Annotated in this window: 17 protein-coding genes; all 17 read left to right on the top strand. The window is 61.1% G+C overall.

Going from position 1 to position 19,022, the window contains the following annotated elements; genetic code table 11:
- The first annotated feature begins 29 nt into the window (after positions 1–29).
- The 17 genes from tsf to carB all read left to right on the top strand — a co-directional run bounded on the left by tsf (position 30) and on the right by carB (position 19,005).
- On the top strand, positions 30–953 hold the full coding sequence (gene tsf, locus QN413_RS02290; RefSeq protein WP_323495053.1) for a translation elongation factor Ts: 924 nt from the start codon (positions 30–32) through the stop codon (positions 951–953).
- 44 nt (positions 954–997) lie between these two features.
- Positions 998–1,720, top strand: a complete 723-nt coding sequence (pyrH, locus tag QN413_RS02295; protein ID WP_187052208.1) for a UMP kinase — start codon at positions 998–1,000, stop codon at positions 1,718–1,720.
- Between the two features lie 13 nt (positions 1,721–1,733).
- Positions 1,734–2,294, top strand: coding sequence for a ribosome recycling factor (gene frr / locus QN413_RS02300; protein ID WP_187052207.1), 561 nt, complete (start codon positions 1,734–1,736; stop codon positions 2,292–2,294).
- A gap of 1 nt (position 2,295) precedes the next feature.
- Positions 2,296–3,030: a polyprenyl diphosphate synthase gene (gene uppS, locus QN413_RS02305; protein WP_323495054.1), complete on the top strand. Its 735-nt coding sequence runs from the start codon at positions 2,296–2,298 to the stop codon at positions 3,028–3,030.
- Between the two features lie 15 nt (positions 3,031–3,045).
- On the top strand, positions 3,046–3,915 hold the full coding sequence (locus tag QN413_RS02310; protein ID WP_323495055.1) for a phosphatidate cytidylyltransferase: 870 nt from the start codon (positions 3,046–3,048) through the stop codon (positions 3,913–3,915).
- The gene (gene ispC, locus QN413_RS02315) at positions 3,902–5,092 is read left to right on the top strand and encodes a 1-deoxy-D-xylulose-5-phosphate reductoisomerase (RefSeq protein WP_323495056.1); all 1,191 of its coding nucleotides are present in this window, start codon (positions 3,902–3,904) and stop codon (positions 5,090–5,092) included. Before QN413_RS02310 ends, ispC begins: the two co-directional genes overlap by 14 nt.
- 23 nt (positions 5,093–5,115) lie before the next feature.
- The gene (gene rseP, locus QN413_RS02320; protein ID WP_323495057.1) at positions 5,116–6,486 is read left to right on the top strand and encodes an RIP metalloprotease RseP; all 1,371 of its coding nucleotides are present in this window, start codon (positions 5,116–5,118) and stop codon (positions 6,484–6,486) included.
- A gap of 38 nt (positions 6,487–6,524) precedes the next feature.
- Positions 6,525–8,966, top strand: coding sequence for an outer membrane protein assembly factor BamA (gene bamA, locus QN413_RS02325; protein WP_323495058.1), 2,442 nt, complete (start codon positions 6,525–6,527; stop codon positions 8,964–8,966).
- Positions 8,966–9,508, top strand: a complete 543-nt coding sequence (locus tag QN413_RS02330; RefSeq protein ID WP_323495059.1) for an OmpH family outer membrane protein — start codon at positions 8,966–8,968, stop codon at positions 9,506–9,508. Before bamA ends, QN413_RS02330 begins: the two co-directional genes overlap by 1 nt.
- Before the next feature lie 13 nt (positions 9,509–9,521).
- Positions 9,522–10,511: a UDP-3-O-(3-hydroxymyristoyl)glucosamine N-acyltransferase gene (gene lpxD / locus QN413_RS02335; RefSeq protein WP_323495060.1), complete on the top strand. Its 990-nt coding sequence runs from the start codon at positions 9,522–9,524 to the stop codon at positions 10,509–10,511.
- Positions 10,508–10,990 (top strand): 3-hydroxyacyl-ACP dehydratase FabZ, encoded by a 483-nt coding sequence (fabZ, locus tag QN413_RS02340; RefSeq protein WP_323495061.1) that lies wholly within the window; start codon positions 10,508–10,510, stop codon positions 10,988–10,990. The genes lpxD and fabZ overlap by 4 nt, the downstream gene beginning before the upstream one ends.
- Before the next feature lie 13 nt (positions 10,991–11,003).
- Positions 11,004–11,792 (top strand): acyl-ACP--UDP-N-acetylglucosamine O-acyltransferase, encoded by a 789-nt coding sequence (lpxA, locus tag QN413_RS02345; protein ID WP_323495062.1) that lies wholly within the window; start codon positions 11,004–11,006, stop codon positions 11,790–11,792.
- 41 nt (positions 11,793–11,833) lie between these two features.
- Complete coding sequence (gene lpxB / locus QN413_RS02350; RefSeq protein ID WP_323495063.1) at positions 11,834–12,985, top strand: lipid-A-disaccharide synthase; 1,152 nt, start codon at positions 11,834–11,836, stop codon at positions 12,983–12,985.
- A complete protein-coding gene (gene rnhB, locus QN413_RS02355) occupies positions 12,957–13,676 on the top strand; it encodes a ribonuclease HII (RefSeq protein WP_323495064.1) in 720 nt (239 codons plus the stop codon). Before lpxB ends, rnhB begins: the two co-directional genes overlap by 29 nt.
- Positions 13,673–14,452: an RNA methyltransferase gene (locus tag QN413_RS02360; RefSeq protein ID WP_323495065.1), complete on the top strand. Its 780-nt coding sequence runs from the start codon at positions 13,673–13,675 to the stop codon at positions 14,450–14,452. The genes rnhB and QN413_RS02360 overlap by 4 nt, the downstream gene beginning before the upstream one ends.
- Before the next feature lie 148 nt (positions 14,453–14,600).
- The gene (gene carA / locus QN413_RS02365) at positions 14,601–15,785 is read left to right on the top strand and encodes a glutamine-hydrolyzing carbamoyl-phosphate synthase small subunit (RefSeq protein ID WP_323495066.1); all 1,185 of its coding nucleotides are present in this window, start codon (positions 14,601–14,603) and stop codon (positions 15,783–15,785) included.
- A complete protein-coding gene (gene carB / locus QN413_RS02370) occupies positions 15,778–19,005 on the top strand; it encodes a carbamoyl-phosphate synthase large subunit (RefSeq protein WP_323495067.1) in 3,228 nt (1,075 codons plus the stop codon). The genes carA and carB overlap by 8 nt, the downstream gene beginning before the upstream one ends.
- The last annotated feature ends 17 nt before the right edge of the window (positions 19,006–19,022 follow it).

Here is a 19,022-nt window from a genome sequence, read left to right on the forward strand (position 1 = left end):
CTGATTTTTGAAGTTACGGAGATAGAAAAATGGCTGCAATCACCGCAAGCATGGTCGGCGAACTGCGCGCAAAGACCGACGCGCCGATGATGGAATGCAAAAAGGCCCTGACGGAGGCCGAGGGCAACATGGAAAAGGCCGAAGAGTTGCTGCGCATCAAGCTCGGCAACAAGGCCGGCAAGGCGTCGGGCCGTATCACCGCCGAAGGCGTGGTCACGGCGTTTGTCGATGGCGATGCGGGCGGCATGATCGAAATCAATTGCGAAACCGACTTCGTTACCAAGAACGACAGCTTCCTGGCTTTTGCCAACGCCGCCGCGATGCTCGTGGCGAAACACAGCCCGGCCGATATTGCTGGACTTGGCGCGCTTTCGTATGAGCAAGATGGCTTTGGTCCGACGCTCGAAGACGTGCGCCGGGGCCTGATCGGGAAGATCGGCGAGAACATGAGTTTTCGCCGCTTCAAGCATTTCGCTGGCAACGGCAAGCTGGCGTCGTACCTGCACGGCACGCGCATTGGCGTAATGGTCGAGTTCGAAGGTGACGACACTGCGGCCAAAGACGTGGCAATGCATATTGCGGCGATGAAACCCGTGTCTATTTCGAGCACCGATGTGCCTGCGGAACTCATCGAAAAAGAGCGCGCTGTGGCTGCCGGCAAAGCTGAGGAAGACCGCAAGACCGCTGAAGCCGAGGGCAAGAAAACCCAGCCGGCCGACATCGTCGCCAAGCGCATCGAAGGCGGCGTGCAGAAATACCTGAAAGAGGTTTCGCTGCATAACCAGGCCTTCGTGAAGAACGACAAGCAGACCGTTGAAGCGATGCTCAAGGCCGCCGGTACGAGCGTCAAGGGCTTCACCCTTTATGTGGTCGGCGAGGGGATCGAGAAAAAGGTCGATGACTTTGCCGCAGAAGTTGCTGCCCAAGTGGCTGCAGCCAAGGCGGCGGCGTAATTCCCGCTCTACACTCGCCCCGCAAACACCGAAGGAAAATGCCCATGTCCGAACCCCGCCCAGCCCACAAGCGAATCTTGTTGAAGCTGTCCGGGGAGGCGCTCATGGGCGACGACGCTTTCGGCATCAATCGCGCGACCATAGTCCGCATGGTCGAAGAGGTGGCTGAGGTGGTCAACATGGGCGTCGAACTGGCGGTCGTGATCGGCGGCGGCAACATTTTTCGCGGCGTGGCCGGCGGTTCGGTCGGAATGGACCGGGCCACTGCCGACTACATGGGCATGCTCGCCACTGTCATGAACGCACTGGCACTTGCCGACGCCATGAACAAGCAGGGGCTCGTGGCCCGCGTGATGTCGGCCATTGCCATTGAGCAGGTGGTCGAGCCTTACGTGCGGCCGAAGGCGCTTCAGTACCTCGAAGAGGGCAAGGTCGTGATCTTCGCGGCCGGCACCGGCAACCCATTTTTTACGACCGACACGGCTGCCGCGTTGCGCGGTGCCGAGATCGGCGCCGAACTGGTGCTGAAGGCGACAAAGGTGGACGGCGTGTACAGCGCTGACCCCAAGAAAGACCCGAACGCGACTCGCTACACGAGCCTGACCTTCGACGAGGCGATTTCGCGCAATCTCGGGATCATGGACGCCACGGCATTTGCGCTGTGCCGGGATCAAAAGCTGCCGATCAAGGTGTTTTCGATCTTCAAGAACGGTGCGCTCAAACGCGTCGTGCTGGGTGAAGACGAAGGCACTTTGGTGCACGCTTGAGGAGTACTTATAGATGACCATTGCAGACATTCGCAGTGCGACCGACGTCAAGATGAACCAGTCGCTCGCCGCATTCCAGAACAACCTTACCAAGATCCGCACCGGCCGCGCCAACTCGGCGTTACTCGATTCGATCCACGTCGATTACTACGGATCGTCGGTGCCGCTGAGCCAGGTCGCCAATGTCTCGGTGCTCGACTCGCGCACGATCAGCGTCCAGCCTTGGGAAAAAGGCATGGGCGCCAAGATCGAAAAGGCGATTCGCGAAAGCGATCTGGGGCTCAACCCGGCGTCGATGGGCGACCTCATTCGTGTGCCGTTGCCAGCCATGAGCGAAGAGCGTCGGCGCGAGATGACCAAACTGGTCCGCAACGAGGGCGAGAGCGCCAAGATCGCTACGCGCAATCTTCGACGCGATGCCAACGAATCGGTAAAGAAACTGGTGAAAGACAAGCTGGCTTCGGAAGATGACCAGAAGCGTGCCGAGGCTGAGATCCAGAAAGTGACCGACCGTCATATCTCGGAAGTCGACCGCCTCGTCGCCGCCAAAGAGGCGGAGATCATGGCCGTCTAGCATGGGGCAAACACCTGCCGTGCCGAATCACATCGCCATCGTCATGGATGGCAATGGCCGCTGGGCCACGCGGCGGTTTTTGCCGCGTGTTGCCGGTCATAAGCAGGGTGTCGAATCGCTCCGTCGCTGCGTCAAGGCTTGCGTTGATCGTGGCGTCGGCGTGCTGACTGTGTTTGCGTTTTCTTCCGAGAACTGGAATCGTCCAGTCGAGGAAGTCTCCGGCCTCATGGACCTGATGGTGGGTGCATTGACGCGTGAAGTGCCGCGACTGAGCAAAGACGGTGTGCGTTTGCATTTCGTCGGTGAGCGTGGCGGTCTGTCCGAAAAGATATCCGCTGGACTGGTGCAGGCCGAGACAGCGACGGCGAACAACACGCACCTAATTTTCAACGTGTGCTTCAACTACGGTGGTCGATGGGACATCGCCCGTGCCGCAGCTGCATTGGCGGAGCGCGGCGAGCCGATCACCGAAGTGAGCCTCGACCGCGAGATGGCGCTTTCCCATGTGTCGGACCCCGATCTTTTTATTCGCACCGGTGGAGAGCAGCGATTGTCGAACTTCCTGCTCTGGCAGAGCGCTTATGCGGAGCTGTTCTTCAGCGACAAGCTCTGGCCGGAGTTCGACGAGGCCGCGCTGGATGAGGCGATCGGTGCCTTCCAGCGTCGCGAGCGTCGTTTTGGAAAGACCTCTGCGCAGCTTTCGTCGGGCGCCGAGCGCGCCAGACAGCCGGCCTGACGCAACTTAGGTCAAATGCTCAAGCAAAGAATCATCACGGCGATCGTCCTTCTGGCGATCTTGTTGCCGGCTCTCTTCTATCCTTCCCACGGCACCGTTTCGATTCCTTTCGCTTGTGTCATGCTGGCGTTGATTGCCGCAGCGGGTTGGGAGTGGGGCAAGCTAAATGGCTATGGGCAGGGTATCTCGCTGCTGTTCGGGGCCGAGATCCTTTGTCTTTGCCTGTTGTCCTGGGCGCTAGGTTTGCTAGACCAGTCGCTTTCCATCGTATGGATCGTCGCGAGTGCGGCATGGGTGTTGGGCGGGGCCTTTTTGCTGCGCGCCGCAGTGCCCGGCTGGCCGCGCATCCCCAAACCGTTGCGCGTGGTGGGCGGCTTGCTGGCGTTGTGGGTGGCCTGGATGGCCGCAGTGCAGGCTCGCATGATCGGCATTAATTTTTTGCTGTCGATCTTGCTGCTCGTGTGGGTGGCCGACGTGTTCGCGTATTTCGCCGGACGCGCCTTTGGCCTCAAATTTACGCGCAACAAACTGGCACCGTCGATCAGTCCGGGCAAGAGTTGGGAAGGGGTTTGGGGCGGTATGGCCGGTGTCCTGGTGCTGGCGCTGGCATGGGTTTGGGCCGATGCGTCGGCACAGGCGATGGTTGCGAGCCTCTACACGCGGCTGGCGCAACGGGGCTGGTGGTTGCTGCTGATCGGCGTGGTGTTCATGGCGGCGATGAGCGTGGTCGGCGATCTTGTCGAGTCGCTCATCAAGCGCAGCGCCGGCGCCAAAGACAGCAGCAGTCTGCTGCCCGGCCATGGAGGGGTGCTCGATCGGGTCGACGCACTGCTTCCGGCTTTGCCGATCGCGATGATGTTGTGGTCATTCTGTGAATACGCTTAAGCAGCGCATTACCGTGTTGGGCTCGACCGGCTCGGTCGGCGTCAACACGCTCGATGTGATTTCGCGCCATCTCGATCGCTTCGAGGTTTTCGCGTTGTCGGCCGCGACCAAGGTCGACGAACTGCTCGCCCAATGCATGCGTTTCAAGCCGCGCTTCGCTGTGATGGTCAGCGTGCCACACGCTGACCTGCTGGCCGACAAGCTGAAGCAAAACGGCAGTGCAACGCGCGTGCTGACGGCGCCGGACGCAATCGAAGCGATAGCCTCGCACGACGAAGTAGACGCAGTCATGGCCGCCATCGTCGGCGCGGCGGGGCTTGGCGCTTGCCTTGCTGCTGCGCGCGCCGGCAAGCGGCTGTTGCTGGCCAACAAGGAGGCGCTCGTGGTCGGCGGCGAACTCTTCATGCACACCGTGCGTGAGGGAGGCGCGACATTGCTGCCGATCGACAGCGAGCATTCGGCCATCTTTCAATCGCTGCCCGAAGACCCGGCGACCTGGGGTCGGCGCATCGATAAAATCATCCTCACCGCTTCGGGTGGTCCGTTCCGCACACGCGCCGCCGGCAGCTTGAGCCAGGTCACGCCGGAGCAAGCCTGTGCCCATCCCAACTGGGTGATGGGCCGCAAGATCTCGGTCGACTCCGCGACGATGATGAACAAGGCGCTCGAAGTCATTGAAGCGCGTCATCTGTTCGGTGTCTTGCCCGAACGGATCGAGGTGGTGATCCACCCTCAAAGCGTGGTGCATTCGATGGTGCAGTTCACCGATGCATCGGTCGTCGCGCAATTGGGTACGCCCGACATGCGCGTGCCTATCGCCGTTGGCCTCGCATGGCCTGAGCGCATCGAGAGCGGTGCGGCGCGGCTCGACTTCCGGACGATGGGTGCCTTGACGTTCGAGACGCCTGATGCGGCGCTCTTCCCAGGTCTCGATCTGGCATGGCAGGCACTGCGCGCTGCGCCGGGCACGACGGCCGTGCTGAACGCAGCCAATGAAGTTGCCGTTCAAGCTTTCCTGGATAGACGTCTGCGCTTCGACCTCATACACGCAGTGAACATGGAAACTTTGGAGGTGGTTGCTTCCTCCAAACCGTCGTCGCTCGCCGATCTGCTGGCGCTCGACGCGGTAGCGCGACGGGCTGCCAACGCCGCCGCGCTACGATTCGCCGCGGCCTGACGTTTCAAACAGGGGGAATTCCGATGCTCACAGTCGTTGCCTTTATCGTCGCGCTGGGTGTACTTATCGCTGTTCATGAGTACGGCCACTATCGCGTCGCGGTGGCCTGCGGCGTCAAGGTGTTGCGCTTCTCGGTCGGTTTTGGAAAGACGCTCTACCGGTGGCAGCCGAAGCGCCAGCGCCCGGGTCAGCAAACCGAGTTCGTCATCGGTATGTTTCCGCTCGGCGGCTACGTGAAGATGCTGGACGAGCGCGAAGGTGTGGTGGCGCCTGAAGAGCGGCATCGCGCTTTCAACGTCCAGCCGCTCCGTTCGCGCGCGGCCATCGTGGCGGCGGGTCCGATTGCGAATCTGCTGCTGGCGGTCGCGCTTTATACCGTCGTCAACTGGATCGGCGTGCAGGAGCCGGTGGCGACGCTGGCACGTCCGGTGCCGGCATCTTTAGCTGAACAGGCCGGCCTGCGCGGCGGCGAGCACATCACGCGTGCCGGCTTCGACGGCGAGCTCGACACGGTCGATTCGTTCGAAGACTTGCGCTGGCGCATGACACGGGCAGCACTCGATCGTCGCGACCTGACGCTCGAAATCTCGGACGAGGGTGGTAAGCCTGCGCGCGAGCTGGTGCTGCCGCTCAGCCGCGTCGAGGCCAAGGATGCCGACGCGCAGATGTTTCGCAAGATAGGCGTCATCGCACCGCTGACCCGTCCTGAGATAGGTGATGTCGTTGCGGGCAGCGCAGGCGACCGCGCCGGCTTGAAGAAAGGCGATCTCGTGCGATCGATCGGGACTGCGGCCATCGTGGACGGGCAGCAACTGCGCGAGGTCATCCGCGCTTCGGTGGATGACGGAAAGCCGAAAATGCAGGCTTGGGCAATCGAGCGCGGCGGGCGCTCGATAAGCATCGATGTCGTTCCTGACGTTCGCGACGAAGGCACCGCCAAAGTGGGTCGCATTGGCGCCTACGTTGGCGCGCCGCCGGTCATGGTGACTGTGCGCCAAGGTCCGATCATGGGCCTCTGGCGCGGCGTCGTTCGCACCTGGGAAGTGTCTGCTCTGACTGTGCGCATGATGGGCAAGATGGTTATCGGCGAGGCGTCTCTCAAGAATCTCAGCGGACCTCTCACCATCGCTGACTACGCAGGCAAATCTGCGAGCATGGGGCTCACCCAATACCTCATATTTCTGGCACTTATCAGCGTCAGTTTGGGGGTCCTGAATCTCATGCCTTTGCCTGTCCTCGACGGGGGGCACCTGATGTATTATCTTTGGGAGGGCCTGACAGGCAAAAGCGTATCCGACGCATGGATGGAACGCTTTCAGCGCGGCGGCGTCGCGTTGCTTCTCGTCATGATGTCGATCGCACTGTTCAACGACGTAAATCGGCTCCTTGGTTAACTTTCGGTCGTCTCTTTCCGAGCCGGCCCATTTCACAGATGAACAAACACTTCAGTCGCTTTCGCTTGCGTAGCGTGGCAGCGGTAGTCGCCGGTGCACTGGCTGCAACAGCCGCATGGGCTATCGAGCCATTCACGGTTCGCGACATCCGGGTCGAAGGCCTGCAACGCGTGGAGCCGGGAACGATCTTCGCGTCGTTGCCGCTCCGTGTCGGCGACACCTACAGCGACGATCGTGGCTCTGCTGCGATTCGAGCGCTGTTCGATCTGGGGCTGTTCAAGGACGTTCGAATCGACGTGAGCGGCAACGTGCTGGTAGTCATCGTCGAAGAGCGTCCGACGATTGCCGATGTCGATTTCGCCGGCACCAAGGAGTTCGACAAAGCCGTCCTGCAAAAAGCGCTGCGCGAAGTCGGGCTGGCCGAAGGGCGCCCCTACGACAAAGCACTGGCCGACAAGGCCGAGCAAGAACTGAAGCGCCAGTACATCAGCAAGAGCCTGTACAACGCCACCGTCGTGACCACCGTGACGCCGACGGAACGTAATCGCGTCAACCTGACCTTCACGGTGAACGAAGGCGATTCCGCCCGCATCCGCGAAATCCGGGTCGTCGGCAACAAGGCCTTTAGCGAGTCGACCTTGCTCGACTTGTTCGATCAGGACAGCGGCGGCTTTATGAGCTGGTACACCAAGTCCAACCAGTATTCGCGCGCCAAGCTCAATGCCGACCTTGAGACGATGCGCTCGTACTACCTCACGCGCGGCTACCTCGAGTTCCGCATCGATTCGACCCAGGTCGCCATCTCGCCCGACCGGCAGGATCTGTCGGTTACCGTCAACGTGACAGAAGGCGAGAAGTTTGTCGTGGCTGGCGTCAAGCTCGCGGGCAACTATCTTGGCCGCGATGAAGAGTTCAAGTCGCTCGTCACCATCAAGCCGGGCGAGGCCTACAACGGCGAAGACGTCACGGCTACCACCAAGGCTTTCACAGACTATTTCGGTACCTTCGGCTATGCCTTTGCACGCGTGCAGGCACAGCCCGAAGTCGACCGCGTCAACAACCGCGTCAACCTGACGCTGCAGGCCGAACCTTCGCGCCGCGTGTATGTTCGCCGCGTGAACATCGGCGGCAACAACCGCACGCGTGACGAAGTCGTCCGTCGTGAGTTCCGTCAATACGAGGCGTCGTGGTACGACGGCGACAAGATCAAGCTGTCGCGCGATCGCGTGGACCGTCTCGGCTTTTTCACCGAGGTCAACGTCGACACGGTCGAAATCCCCGGCACACCCGATCAGGTCGACCTGACGGTGAGCGTTGTTGAAAAACCTACAGGCACTCTGCAGCTGGGTGCCGGCTTCTCCAGTGCAGAAAAGGTCTCTCTGACGTTCGGCATCACGCAAGAAAACGTCTTCGGTTCGGGCAACTACCTTGGCTTGCAGATCAACACCAGCAAGTACAACCGCACGATCTCAATTACGGCGACCGATCCGTACTTCACGGCCGATGGCATCTCCCGGACCTTCAGCCTCTATTCCGCGACAACGCGTCCCTACTATGCGGCGGACGGTGACTACAAACTCGTGCACGAAGGAGGCTCGATCAGTTTCGGCGTGCCGTTCAGCGAAGTCGACACAGTGTTCTTCGGCATCGGGCTTGAGCGCTATCGTTTCGATCCCGGCTCGAACGGAACCTACACGCTGGTCAACGGGCAATACGTCTACAGCGCCTCGCCTCAGGCATATCGCGACTACTTCGGGTGCACGACAAATGGCACCACCGGCATCGTGACCAGTTGTTCTAACGCGTCGGTGTTTGGCATCCCTCTGACCATCGGCTGGTCGCGCGATGACCGCGACAGCGCACTGGTTCCGACCCGCGGTCGCCTGCAGCGCGCCAACCTGGAAATCGGTGTCGGTGGCGACATGAAGTATCTCAAGTCGAGCTATCAGTACCAGCAGTTTTTCCCGATCACCAAGCAATACACGTTCTCGATCAACGGCGAAGCAGGTTATGCCCGGCCGTATGGTGACAAGGCGTACCCGATCTTCAAGAACTTCTATGCCGGGGGCCTGGGTTCGGTTCGCGGCTTCGAGCAGAACTCGCTCGGCCCGCGCGACTTCGTCACGGGCGCTTCGCTCGGCGGTACCAAGAAGGCCATTTTCAATGCCGAATTGAGCACGCCGTTTCCAGGTGCCGGTAACGACCGTACGCTGCGGCTGTACTCGTTCTTCGACGCAGGCAATGTGTTCTCCACCCGTGGCACCGGCGTGACCGACGCACAATGGAAAGCGCAGCAAAAGATCCGCGCCTCGGTTGGTTTGGGCATCAGTTGGGTTTCGCCGCTCGGACCGCTGCGCCTTGCCTATGCGATCCCGATTCGTCAGCAGAAGCAGGTCGTTGATCCGAATAATGCGTTGATCGAATTGGTGCCTGCCGATCGCGTTCAACGCTTGCAATTTCAGATTGGAACTTCGTTCTGATGAGCAATTTGGTTCGTGCGGCCGGTACGCTGCTGATCTCTTTACTGGCATTTGTTTGTGCACCGTCGCAAGCGCAGGAAACGTTCCGCGTCGGCTTCGTCAACCCGGATCGTGTGCTGCGCGAGGCACAACCTGCCAAGGCAGCGCAAGCCAAACTCGAAGCAGAGTTCTCGAAACGTGAGAAAGACCTCGCGGGGCAGGGCGATGCCTTGAAGAGCGCCTCTGAAAAGTTCGAGCGGGAAGCGCCGACATTGTCTGAAGCCCAGCGTGCGTCGCGACAGCGCACGTTGGTAGACCAGGACCGCGACTTTCAGCGCAAGCGACGCGAGTTTCAGGAAGACCTGAATGCCCGGAAGAACGAAGAGCTGCAACAGGTCTACGAGCGGGCCAACCGCGTCGTGAAGCAAGTTGCCGAGGCGGAGAAGTACGACGCCATCCTGCAGGAAGCGATCTACATCAACCCAAAGCACGACATCACCGACAAGGTGATCAAGGCGTTGAACGCGCCTTCTTCGGCGCCTTCGCCGGCCGCTAGCAAATAAGAGGACGATCGCCGTGGCACTGTCGCTTGGCGCCATCGTCGACGCCCTGGGTGGCGAACTCCATGGCGACCGCGCAGTTTCGATCGAGCGGCTCGCGCCATTGAAAAGCGCGCAGGCAGACGCTCTCACTTTTCTCAGCAGCTCCAAATTCAACGACGACCTCGTCGTATCGAAGGCGGCTTGCGTGATCGTCGCTTCCGCGATGCGCGAAATCGCCGCAGCACGCGGCGCCTTTATCGTTGCAAGTGACCCGCAGTATTACTTCGCACTGCTCACGCAGTTGTGGAAGGCACACCTTGCACGACCGGCCACGCCGCGCATCCATCCCAGCGCCATCATCGATCCCGGCGCAGACATCGACTCGACGGCCCGTATCGGCGCGCTCTGCGTGATCGAGCGTGGCGTGCGGATCGGCGCAGACACTGTCCTTAAATCGAACGTGACGGTGAGCGAAGACTGCATCATTGGCGCGCGTTGCAACCTCTATCCGGGCGTGGTGATCGGTGCCGATGGCTTCGGAAATGCACTGCACGAAGGGAAGTGGGTCAAGATCGAGCAGCTTGGTGCGGTACGCATTGGCGACGACGTCGACATCGGCGCCAATACATGCATCGATCGTGGAGCGCTCGATGACACCGTGATCGAAGACGGCGTCAAGCTCGACAACCTTATCCAGATCGGTCACAACGTCCGAATCGGCAAGCATACGGCGATGGCCGGCTGCACCGGCGTCGCGGGCAGCACCAGCATCGGCGCGCATTGCACCATCGGCGGGCAGGGAATCATCATCGGGCACGTGACCATCGCCGACGGGGTGCATATCTCGGCCGGCACCACGGTCATGGGGTCCATCCTCAAGCCGGGCCACTACACTGGTGTGTTCCCCATCGACGACAATGCTTCCTGGCAGAAAAACGCCGCGACCGTCAGGCAGTTACACACTCTGCGCGATCGACTTAGGGCGCTTGAGAAAGCGGCCACGCAAGACAACAAAGCACCATGACAACGCCCGACTCCACGCTCGATTCAGCGCTCGACACATCGCTGGACATCCATCAAATCCTCAAGCTGCTGCCGCATCGCTACCCGTTTTTGCTGGTTGACCGAGTGCTGTCGATGGAAAAAGGCAAGCGGATCACGGCGATCAAGAACGTGACGATGAACGAGCCCTTTTTCAACGGACACTTTCCGCACCGGCCGGTGATGCCGGGTGTGCTGATGCTCGAAGCCATGGCGCAAGCCGCCGCGTTGCTGTCGTTCCGTTCGCTAGACATGGTGCCGGACGAGAACACCATCTATTACTTTGCTGCGATCGATGGCGCGCGTTTCAAGCGGCCTGTGGAGCCCGGTGATCAGCTCACGCTCGAAGTTGAAATCGAGCGCATGAAGGCCGGTATTTCCAAGTTCAAGGGTCGTGCGCTCGTAGGAACCGAACTCGCATGCGAAGCGACTCTGATGTGCGCCATGCGCCAGATCAACTGATCCTGAACGGCGCATGACGCAGGTTCATTCGACGGCGATCGTCGACCCCAAAGCCGAACTCGACGGTTCCGTCGCGGTCGGCCCTTACACGGTCATCGGCCCTCACGTGAAGATCGGCGCGAACACCACGGTCGGTGCGCACTGCGTGATCGAGGGCCGCACGACGATCGGCCAGGACAACCGCATTTTTCAGTTCTCGTCGCTCGGTGCAGTGCCGCAAGACAAAAAGTACGCGGGCGAGCCGACCGAACTGGTCATCGGTGATCGCAACACGATCCGTGAGTTTTGCACCTTTAACCTCGGCGTGCCAGGCGCGGGCGGCGTTACGCGCGTGGGCCATGACAACTGGATCATGGCCTACACCCACATCGCGCACGACTGCTTGGTCGGCGACCACACCACGTTGGCGAACAACACGACGCTCGCGGGCCATGTCGAGCTCGGCGACTGGGTGACGATCGGCGGGCTCGTCGGCATCCACCAGTTCGTGAAGATCGGCGCACATGCGATGGTCGGCTTTGCCACCGCCGTGTCGCAGGACGTACCGCCTTTCATGCTGGTCGATGGCAATCCGATGGCGGTACGCGGCTTCAACCTGGTGGGCCTGCGGCGGCGCGGTTTCTCGCCGGAGCGACTCGCCGCGGTCAAGCAGATGCATCGTCTGCTGTATCGGCAAGCTAAGACGCTCGACGAGGCCCGTGCCGGCATCAGCGAGTTGACGGCCGAGATGCCCGACGCGGCGGCCGAGGCCGCGCTCATGAGCGACTTTCTGTCCAGCGTCACGCGCGGTATCGCGCGTTGAGCCGGGTGAAGCATTCAGAAACCCGAACCGCTGAAGCGGGCATGAACAGCAAGGTCGGTCCGCGGCAATTCGCGATGGTGGCGGGCGAGCCATCTGGCGACCTGCTGGCCGGACTGCTGCTCGACGGGTTGCGGGCTCGCTGGCCTGCCCTCAAGATGGTCGGCATCGGCGGTCCCCGCATGCTTGCACGCGGCTTCGAGACCTGGTGGCCGCAAGAGAAGCTGGCAGTGCGCGGCTATGTCGAAGTACTGCGCCACTACGCAGAGATTTCCGGCATTCGCCGACAGCTGAAAGCCCGGCTGCTGCGCGAATGGCCCGATCTTTTCATCGGCGTCGATGCGCCTGATTTCAATCTCGACCTCGAGGCAAGCCTCCGAGGTCGCGGCATCAGGACCGTGCACTTCGTTTGTCCGTCGATCTGGGCGTGGCGTGCCGACCGCGTCGAAAAGATCCGCGCAGCAGCCGATCATGTGCTGTGTATCTTTCCGTTCGAACCCGCGCTGTTGGCCGAGCACGGCGTGTCGGCGAGCTACGTGGGTCATCCGCTGGCCGATGTCATTCCGATGAAGCCCGATCGCGCCGCAGCCCGCGTGGCGTTGGGCCTAGATGCGAATGCGCCGGTCGTCGCGCTGCTGCCGGGCAGTCGCCGCTCCGAAGTGCGTTACCTGGCATCACGATTCTTCGCAGCGGCGGCGCTCATGAAGCGCGCAAAACCGAACATGCAATTCGTGGTGCCGGTCATTCCCAGCCTGCGCGCCGATGTCGTTGCCGCGCTTCAGGCCAGCGGCATAGCCGACCAGATAACGCTGCTCGATGGCCAATCTCATGCGGCGCTCGCTGCCTGCGATGCGACCTTGATCGCCAGCGGCACTGCCACGCTGGAGGCCGCGCTTTTCAAGCGTCCGATGGTCATCGCGTACAACATGAACGGCATCTCGTGGCGCATCATGCAAAAGAAGCAGTTGCAGCCTTGGGTCGGATTGCCGAACATCCTTTGCGGTGAGTTCGTCGTACCCGAATTGCTGCAAGACGCTGCCACGCCCGAGGCTCTGGCCGAGGCTACGCTGGCATGGCTGCAAGCCCCCGACAAGGTGCGTGCGCTCGAACAACGTTTTACGACGCTGCATCAGCAACTGCAGCGAGATACGCCGACACTGTGTGCCGATGCGATCCAAAAAGTTCTTGAAGGCTGAACAGTCGCGCCTGGTGTGGGACGCGCCAGGTCTGCTTGCGGGCGTGGACGAGGCAGGCCGTGGTCCGCTCGCTGGCCCCGTCGTCGCGGCCGCGGTCATCCTCGACGATTCACGGCCCATTCGCGGCCTGGCCGATTCCAAGACGCTGACGGCGTTGCAGCGGGAGCGGCTCAACGAGCAGATTCTGGCGAAGGCGTTGTGTTGCTCCATCGCGCACGCAACTGTCGAAGAGATCGACACTCACAACATCCTTCAGGCGACGATGATCGCCATGCGTCGTGCCGTCGAGGGGCTGCGACTGAAGCCTGCCAAGGTGCTGGTCGACGGGAATCGGTTGCCGACGCTCGATGTGCTGGCCGAAGCGGTCATTCGGGGCGATGCATTCATCAAGTCGATCTCGGCCGCATCGATCATTGCCAAGGTGCATCGCGATAAGCTTTGTCAACAGTTGCACGACGAGTTTCCGCAGTACGGCTTTGCCGGTCACAAGGGCTACGGCACGCCCGAACACCTAGAGGCATTGCTGCGTCACGGTGCATGCATTCACCACCGGCGTTCATTCAGTCCTGTCGCGGCGGCATTGGTGCGCATGGGCGCTGTCGCTATCGGCGTTCGGGTCGAAACGACGGTGACACAAATCGAATTGCGCGTCTTACCCACAACGCCTTCGATGCTCGGATTCGGACAGTGACGTCGCCCGACGTCAGCCATGTCAGCTCGCGCGACAACCCGCTCCTGAAAGACCTGCGCAAGCTGTCGCACGACGCAGGCGCCTATCGCAGACTCGGCCGCCTCTGGCTGGAGGGGGATCACCTATGCCGAGCCGCGCTGGAACGTGGCGTGCGGCCGGCCATAGCAGTATTTTCCGAAACGTACTGGCCGCAGGCCAAGGTGGAATGGTCCGGCGCGGCAGTCAAAACAATCGTGATCGAGGATGCGTTGCTGGCCGCAGTGAGCGCGCTCGCGTCGCCGGCGCCGATGGGTTTCGTGATCGATCTGCCCGAGCCGCTCGTGCTCTTGCCAAACGCGCCCACCGTCATCCTCGATCGTTTGCAGGACGCGGGCAATGTGGGCTCGATTTTGCGCAGCGCATCGGCGTTCGGTTTCAGGCAAGTGATAGCGCTCAAGGGCACTGCGGCGCTTTGGGCCCCTAAGGTGCTGCGTGCGGGGATGGGTGCGCACTTCGGCTTGCGTCTGATCGAAGGCGTCGAGGTCGACGTTCTCGACAACCTAAAGGTGCCGCTCGTCGCCACCAGTTCGCACCAAGGCGAATGGCTGCACCAGCTCCGCTTGCCGAATCCCTGTGCCTGGCTGATGGGCCACGAGGGGCAGGGCGTGTCCGCCGCACTCGCTGCGCGCGCAACAACGCACGTGCGCATCGCGCAACCGGGTGGCGAAGAGTCGTTGAACGTGGCCGCGGCCGCCGCAATCTGCCTTCATGCCAGCGCTGCGACGTCCGTTTTGTAAGTTTGGGGCAGCAGCTCGCGGCTATAATCAAAGGCTTTCCCGCTCATACCCCGCCCACAGCGAACGCTAGCCAACTCCTGGACGAAAGTCGCGACCCTTCGAGTCAAATCAGGGTTCGTTTTGGGCGTAATCCATCCGGAGAACCCCAGTGCTTTTGTCTCTCAAGGGAGCTTTCCCACCCGCCATCCTGGCGCTTGCAGACGGCACAGTCTTCCAAGGCAACTCGATTGGCGCCGCCGGCGCCACGACTGGCGAAGTGGTGTTCAACACCGCCATGTCCGGCTATCAGGAAATCCTGACCGACCCCAGCTATTGCCAGCAGATCGTGACGCTCACGTATCCGCACATCGGCAACTACGGTGTCAATGAGGAAGACGTCGAGGCCGACAAAATTCACGCGGCAGGCTTGATCATCAAAGACTTGCCGCTTATCGCGTCCAACTTCCGCAAGACCGCTACGCTGAGCGAATACTTGGTGGTTGGCAAAACTGTTGCCATCGCCAACATCGACACGCGCAAGCTCACCCGCCATCTGCGGACCCACGGCGCGCAAAACGGCTGCATCCTGGGTTTGGCCGAAGGAGAAGCCGTGACGCAGGCGCTCATTGACAAGGCGATCGCCGCCGCGAATGGCGCCCCCAATATGGCCGGGCTCGACCTAGCCAAGGTGGTGTCGGTGCAGCATGCCTACGAGTGGAACCAGACCGAGTGGAAGCTCGGCTCCGGCTACGGCGTGCAGATCACGCCGAAATTCCATGTCGTCGCCTACGACTACGGCGTCAAGAAAAACATCCTGCGCATGATCGCGCAACGTGGCGCGCGCATCACCGTCGTGCCGGCGCAAACACCGGCGGCCGACGTGCTCAAGCTCAAGCCCGACGGCATCTTTTTGGCCAATGGCCCGGGCGACCCGGAGCCCTGCGACTACGCGATCGAATCGACACGTGCATTGATCGACACCGGTATTCCGGTCTTCGGTATTTGCCTCGGCCACCAGATCATGGCGCTGGCCTCCGGTGCCAAGACCTTCAAGATGAAGTTCGGCCATCATGGCGCGAACCATCCGGTGAAAGACCTCGACAACGGCCGCGTGAGCATCACGAGTCAGAACCATGGCTTCGCGGTGGACGAGAAATCGTTGCCGCCCACCTTGCGACCGACGCACATCAGCCTGTTCGACAACACGCTGCAAGGCCTGGCGCGTACCGACAAGCCCGCGTTTTGTTTCCAGGGTCATCCGGAAGCGTCGCCGGGTCCGCACGACATCGGCTATTTGTTCGATCGCTTCACGGCATTGATGGAAAAGCACAAAGCAGGGAACAAGAATGCCTAAGCGCACCGATCTAAAAAGCGTCCTCATCATCGGCGCCGGCCCGATCATCATCGGCCAGGCCTGCGAGTTCGATTACTCGGGCGTTCAGGCCTGCAAGGCGCTGCGCGAGGAGGGCTACAAGACCATCCTCATCAACAGCAATCCAGCGACGATCATGACCGACCCGGCCACGGCCGACGTGATCTACATCGAGCCGATTACCTGGCAGACGGTCGAAAAGATCATCGCCAAGGAGCGCCCCGATGCGATCCTGCCGACCATGGGTGGCCAGACTGCGCTCAACTGCGCTCTCGACCTCTGGCGCAACGGCATTCTCGACAAGTACAAGGTCGAACTCATCGGCGCTACGCCGGAGGCCATCGACAAAGCAGAAGACCGTCTCAAGTTCAAAGACGCGATGACCAAGATCGGTCTTGGGTCGGCGCGCTCGGGCATTGCGCATTCGATGGACGAAGCGTGGGTCGTGCAGAAGACGTTGGGCTTTCCGACCGTGATCCGCCCCAGCTTCACACTCGGTGGTACCGGCGGTGGCATTGCCTACAACCCCGACGAATTCGAGACCATCTGCAAGCGCGGCCTCGAAGCATCGCCCACCAACGAGCTGCTGATCGAAGAGTCGCTGCTCGGCTGGAAAGAGTACGAGATGGAGGTCGTGCGAGACAAGGCGGACAACTGCATCATCGTGTGCTCGATCGAAAATCTGGACCCGATGGGCGTGCACACAGGCGACTCGATCACGGTAGCGCCGGCGCAGACCTTGAGCGACAAGGAATATCAAATCCTACGCAACGCGTCGCTCGCCGTGCTGCGTGAAATCGGCGTCGACACCGGTGGTTCCAACGTCCAGTTTTCGATCAATCCCAAAGACGGGCGCATGGTCGTGATCGAGATGAACCCGCGCGTGTCGCGTTCGTCGGCTCTGGCGTCCAAAGCTACCGGTTTCCCGATTGCCAAGGTTGCTGCCAAGCTGGCAGTCGGCTACACGCTCGATGAATTGCGCAACGAGATCACGGGCGGCGCTACGCCCGCCAGTTTCGAGCCCAGCATCGACTACGTGGTCGTCAAGATTCCGCGTTTCGCTTTCGAGAAGTTTCCTCAGGCCGATTCGCGTTTGACGACGCAAATGAAGTCGGTGGGCGAAGTGATGGCCATGGGCCGCACCTTTCAGGAGTCCTTCCAGAAAGCATTGCGCGGTCTCGAAGTCGGCGTCGATGGGATGAACGAGAAAACGCAGGACCGCGAAGTTCTCGAGAAGGAATTGGGCGAACCCGGCCCCGAGCGCATCTGGTATGTCGGCGATGCTTTCGCGATGGGCCTCAGCGTGGACGAAGTGTTTGCGCTGACCAAGATAGATCCGTGGTTTTTGGTGCAGATCGAAGAGATCGTGAAGATCGAACTCGAACTTGAAACGAAGTCACTCGACGACATCGACAAAGACACTCTGCTTGCGCTGAAGAAGAAGGGTTTTTCTGACCGTCGACTGGCGTTCCAGTTGAAGACAACCGACACCGCGGTCCGTGAGAAGCGCCGAGCCCTCGGTGTGCGCCCGGTCTACAAGCGCGTCGACACTTGCGCAGCCGAGTTTTCGACGAACACCGCGTACATGTACTCGACGTACGAAGACGAGTGCGAGGCTGCGCCGACGAACAAGAAGAAGATCATGGTGCTTGGCGGCGGTCCCAACCGCATCGGCCAGGGCATCGAGTTCGACTACTGCTGCGTGCACGCTGCGTTGGCGCTGCGCGAAGACGGCTACGAGACCATCATGGTCAACTGCAATCCGGAAACCGTTTCGACCGACTACGACACGAGCGACCGCCTGTACTTCGAACCGCTCACGCTCGAAGACGTGCTCGAAATCGTCGATAAAGAGAAGCCGATCGGCGTGATCGTTCAGTACGGCGGCCAGACACCGCTCAAGCTGGCGCTCGACCTCGAAGCCAACGGCGTGCCGATCATCGGCACCTCGCCCGACATGATCGATGCGGCCGAAGACCGCGAGCGCTTCCAGAAGCTGCTGCACGCACTCGGTTTGCGTCAGCCGCCGAACGCGACGGCGCGCACTGAGCCTGAAGCCCTTGAAAAGGCAGCATCCTTGGGTTATCCGCTGGTGGTGCGCCCGAGCTACGTGCTCGGCGGACGCGCAATGGAAATCGTGCACGAGCAGCGCGACCTCGAACGCTACATGCGTGAGGCTGTCAAGGTGAGCCACGATTCACCAGTGCTGCTCGATCGTTTCTTGAACGACGCTGTCGAGTGCGATGTCGATTGCATCCGCGACACCGAAGGCACGACGCTGATCGGCGGCGTGATGGAGCACATCGAGCAGGCGGGCGTGCATTCGGGGGACTCGGCGTGTTCGTTGCCGCCTTACAGCCTGAACGCCGACACGATCACCGAACTCAAGCGGCAAACCGCCGCGATGGCCGAAGCGCTTCACGTCGTGGGCTTGATGAATGTGCAGTTCGCCATTCAGCAAAAGGACGGCAAAGACGTCATCTATGTGCTCGAAGTGAATCCGCGAGCGTCGCGTACGGTGCCTTTCGTCAGCAAGGCGACGGGCATTCAGCTCGCCAAGGTGGCGGCGCGCTGCATGGCCGGCCAATCGCTCAAGTCGCAAGGCATGACAAAAGAAGTGACGCCGCCGTATTTCAGCGTGAAAGAGGCGGTGTTCCCGTTCGTCAAGTTCCCGGGTGTGGACACGATCCTGGGTCCTGAGATGAAGTCGACCGGGGAAGTGATGGGGGTGGGCAAGACCTTCGGCGAGGCTTTCGTTAAGTCGCAGATCGGCGCAGGCACGATTTTGCCAAAGTCCGGCAAGGTGTTCATCTCGGTCAAGAACAACGACAAGCCGCGCGCCGTGGACGTGGCACGTGGCCTTGCCAAGCTGGGATTCGAGTTGATTGCGACCAAGGGCACCGCGGCTGCGATTTCGGCAGCAGGCGTCGCTTGCGCGGTCGTGAACAAGGTAACCGAAGGCCGTCCGCACATCGTCGACATGATCAAGAACAAGGAGATCGCGTTGGTCATCAACACGGTCGAAGAGCGTCGCAATGCGATCACCGATTCGCGCCAGATCCGCACGTCGGCGCTGCTGGCCCGCGTGACCACCTTCACTACGATTTTCGGGGCAGAAGCCGCGGTCGAAGGCATGCAGCACATGGATGAGCTGGGTGTCATTTCGATTCAGGAAATGCACGCGCAGCTCGCTGCGGCTTAATGCCTGCAGCAGAGCGA

The organism is Variovorax sp. LG9.2 (genome assembly GCF_035018885.1).
Taxonomy (GTDB): domain Bacteria; phylum Pseudomonadota; class Gammaproteobacteria; order Burkholderiales; family Burkholderiaceae_C; genus Variovorax.

Coding starts and splice junctions, on each gene's coding strand:
- rseP (WP_323495057.1), top strand. CDS start 5,116: ATGCTCACAGTCGTTGCCTTTATCGTCGCGCTGGGTGTACTTATCGCT.
- lpxB (WP_323495063.1), top strand. CDS start 11,834: ATGAACAGCAAGGTCGGTCCGCGGCAATTCGCGATGGTGGCGGGCGAG.
- QN413_RS02310 (WP_323495055.1), top strand. CDS start 3,046: ATGCTCAAGCAAAGAATCATCACGGCGATCGTCCTTCTGGCGATCTTG.
- bamA (WP_323495058.1), top strand. CDS start 6,525: ATGAACAAACACTTCAGTCGCTTTCGCTTGCGTAGCGTGGCAGCGGTA.
- pyrH (WP_187052208.1), top strand. CDS start 998: ATGTCCGAACCCCGCCCAGCCCACAAGCGAATCTTGTTGAAGCTGTCC.
- frr (WP_187052207.1), top strand. CDS start 1,734: ATGACCATTGCAGACATTCGCAGTGCGACCGACGTCAAGATGAACCAG.
- carB (WP_323495067.1), top strand. CDS start 15,778: ATGCCTAAGCGCACCGATCTAAAAAGCGTCCTCATCATCGGCGCCGGC.
- QN413_RS02330 (WP_323495059.1), top strand. CDS start 8,966: ATGAGCAATTTGGTTCGTGCGGCCGGTACGCTGCTGATCTCTTTACTG.
- rnhB (WP_323495064.1), top strand. CDS start 12,957: ATGCGATCCAAAAAGTTCTTGAAGGCTGAACAGTCGCGCCTGGTGTGG.
- lpxA (WP_323495062.1), top strand. CDS start 11,004: ATGACGCAGGTTCATTCGACGGCGATCGTCGACCCCAAAGCCGAACTC.
- uppS (WP_323495054.1), top strand. CDS start 2,296: ATGGGGCAAACACCTGCCGTGCCGAATCACATCGCCATCGTCATGGAT.
- tsf (WP_323495053.1), top strand. CDS start 30: ATGGCTGCAATCACCGCAAGCATGGTCGGCGAACTGCGCGCAAAGACC.
- fabZ (WP_323495061.1), top strand. CDS start 10,508: ATGACAACGCCCGACTCCACGCTCGATTCAGCGCTCGACACATCGCTG.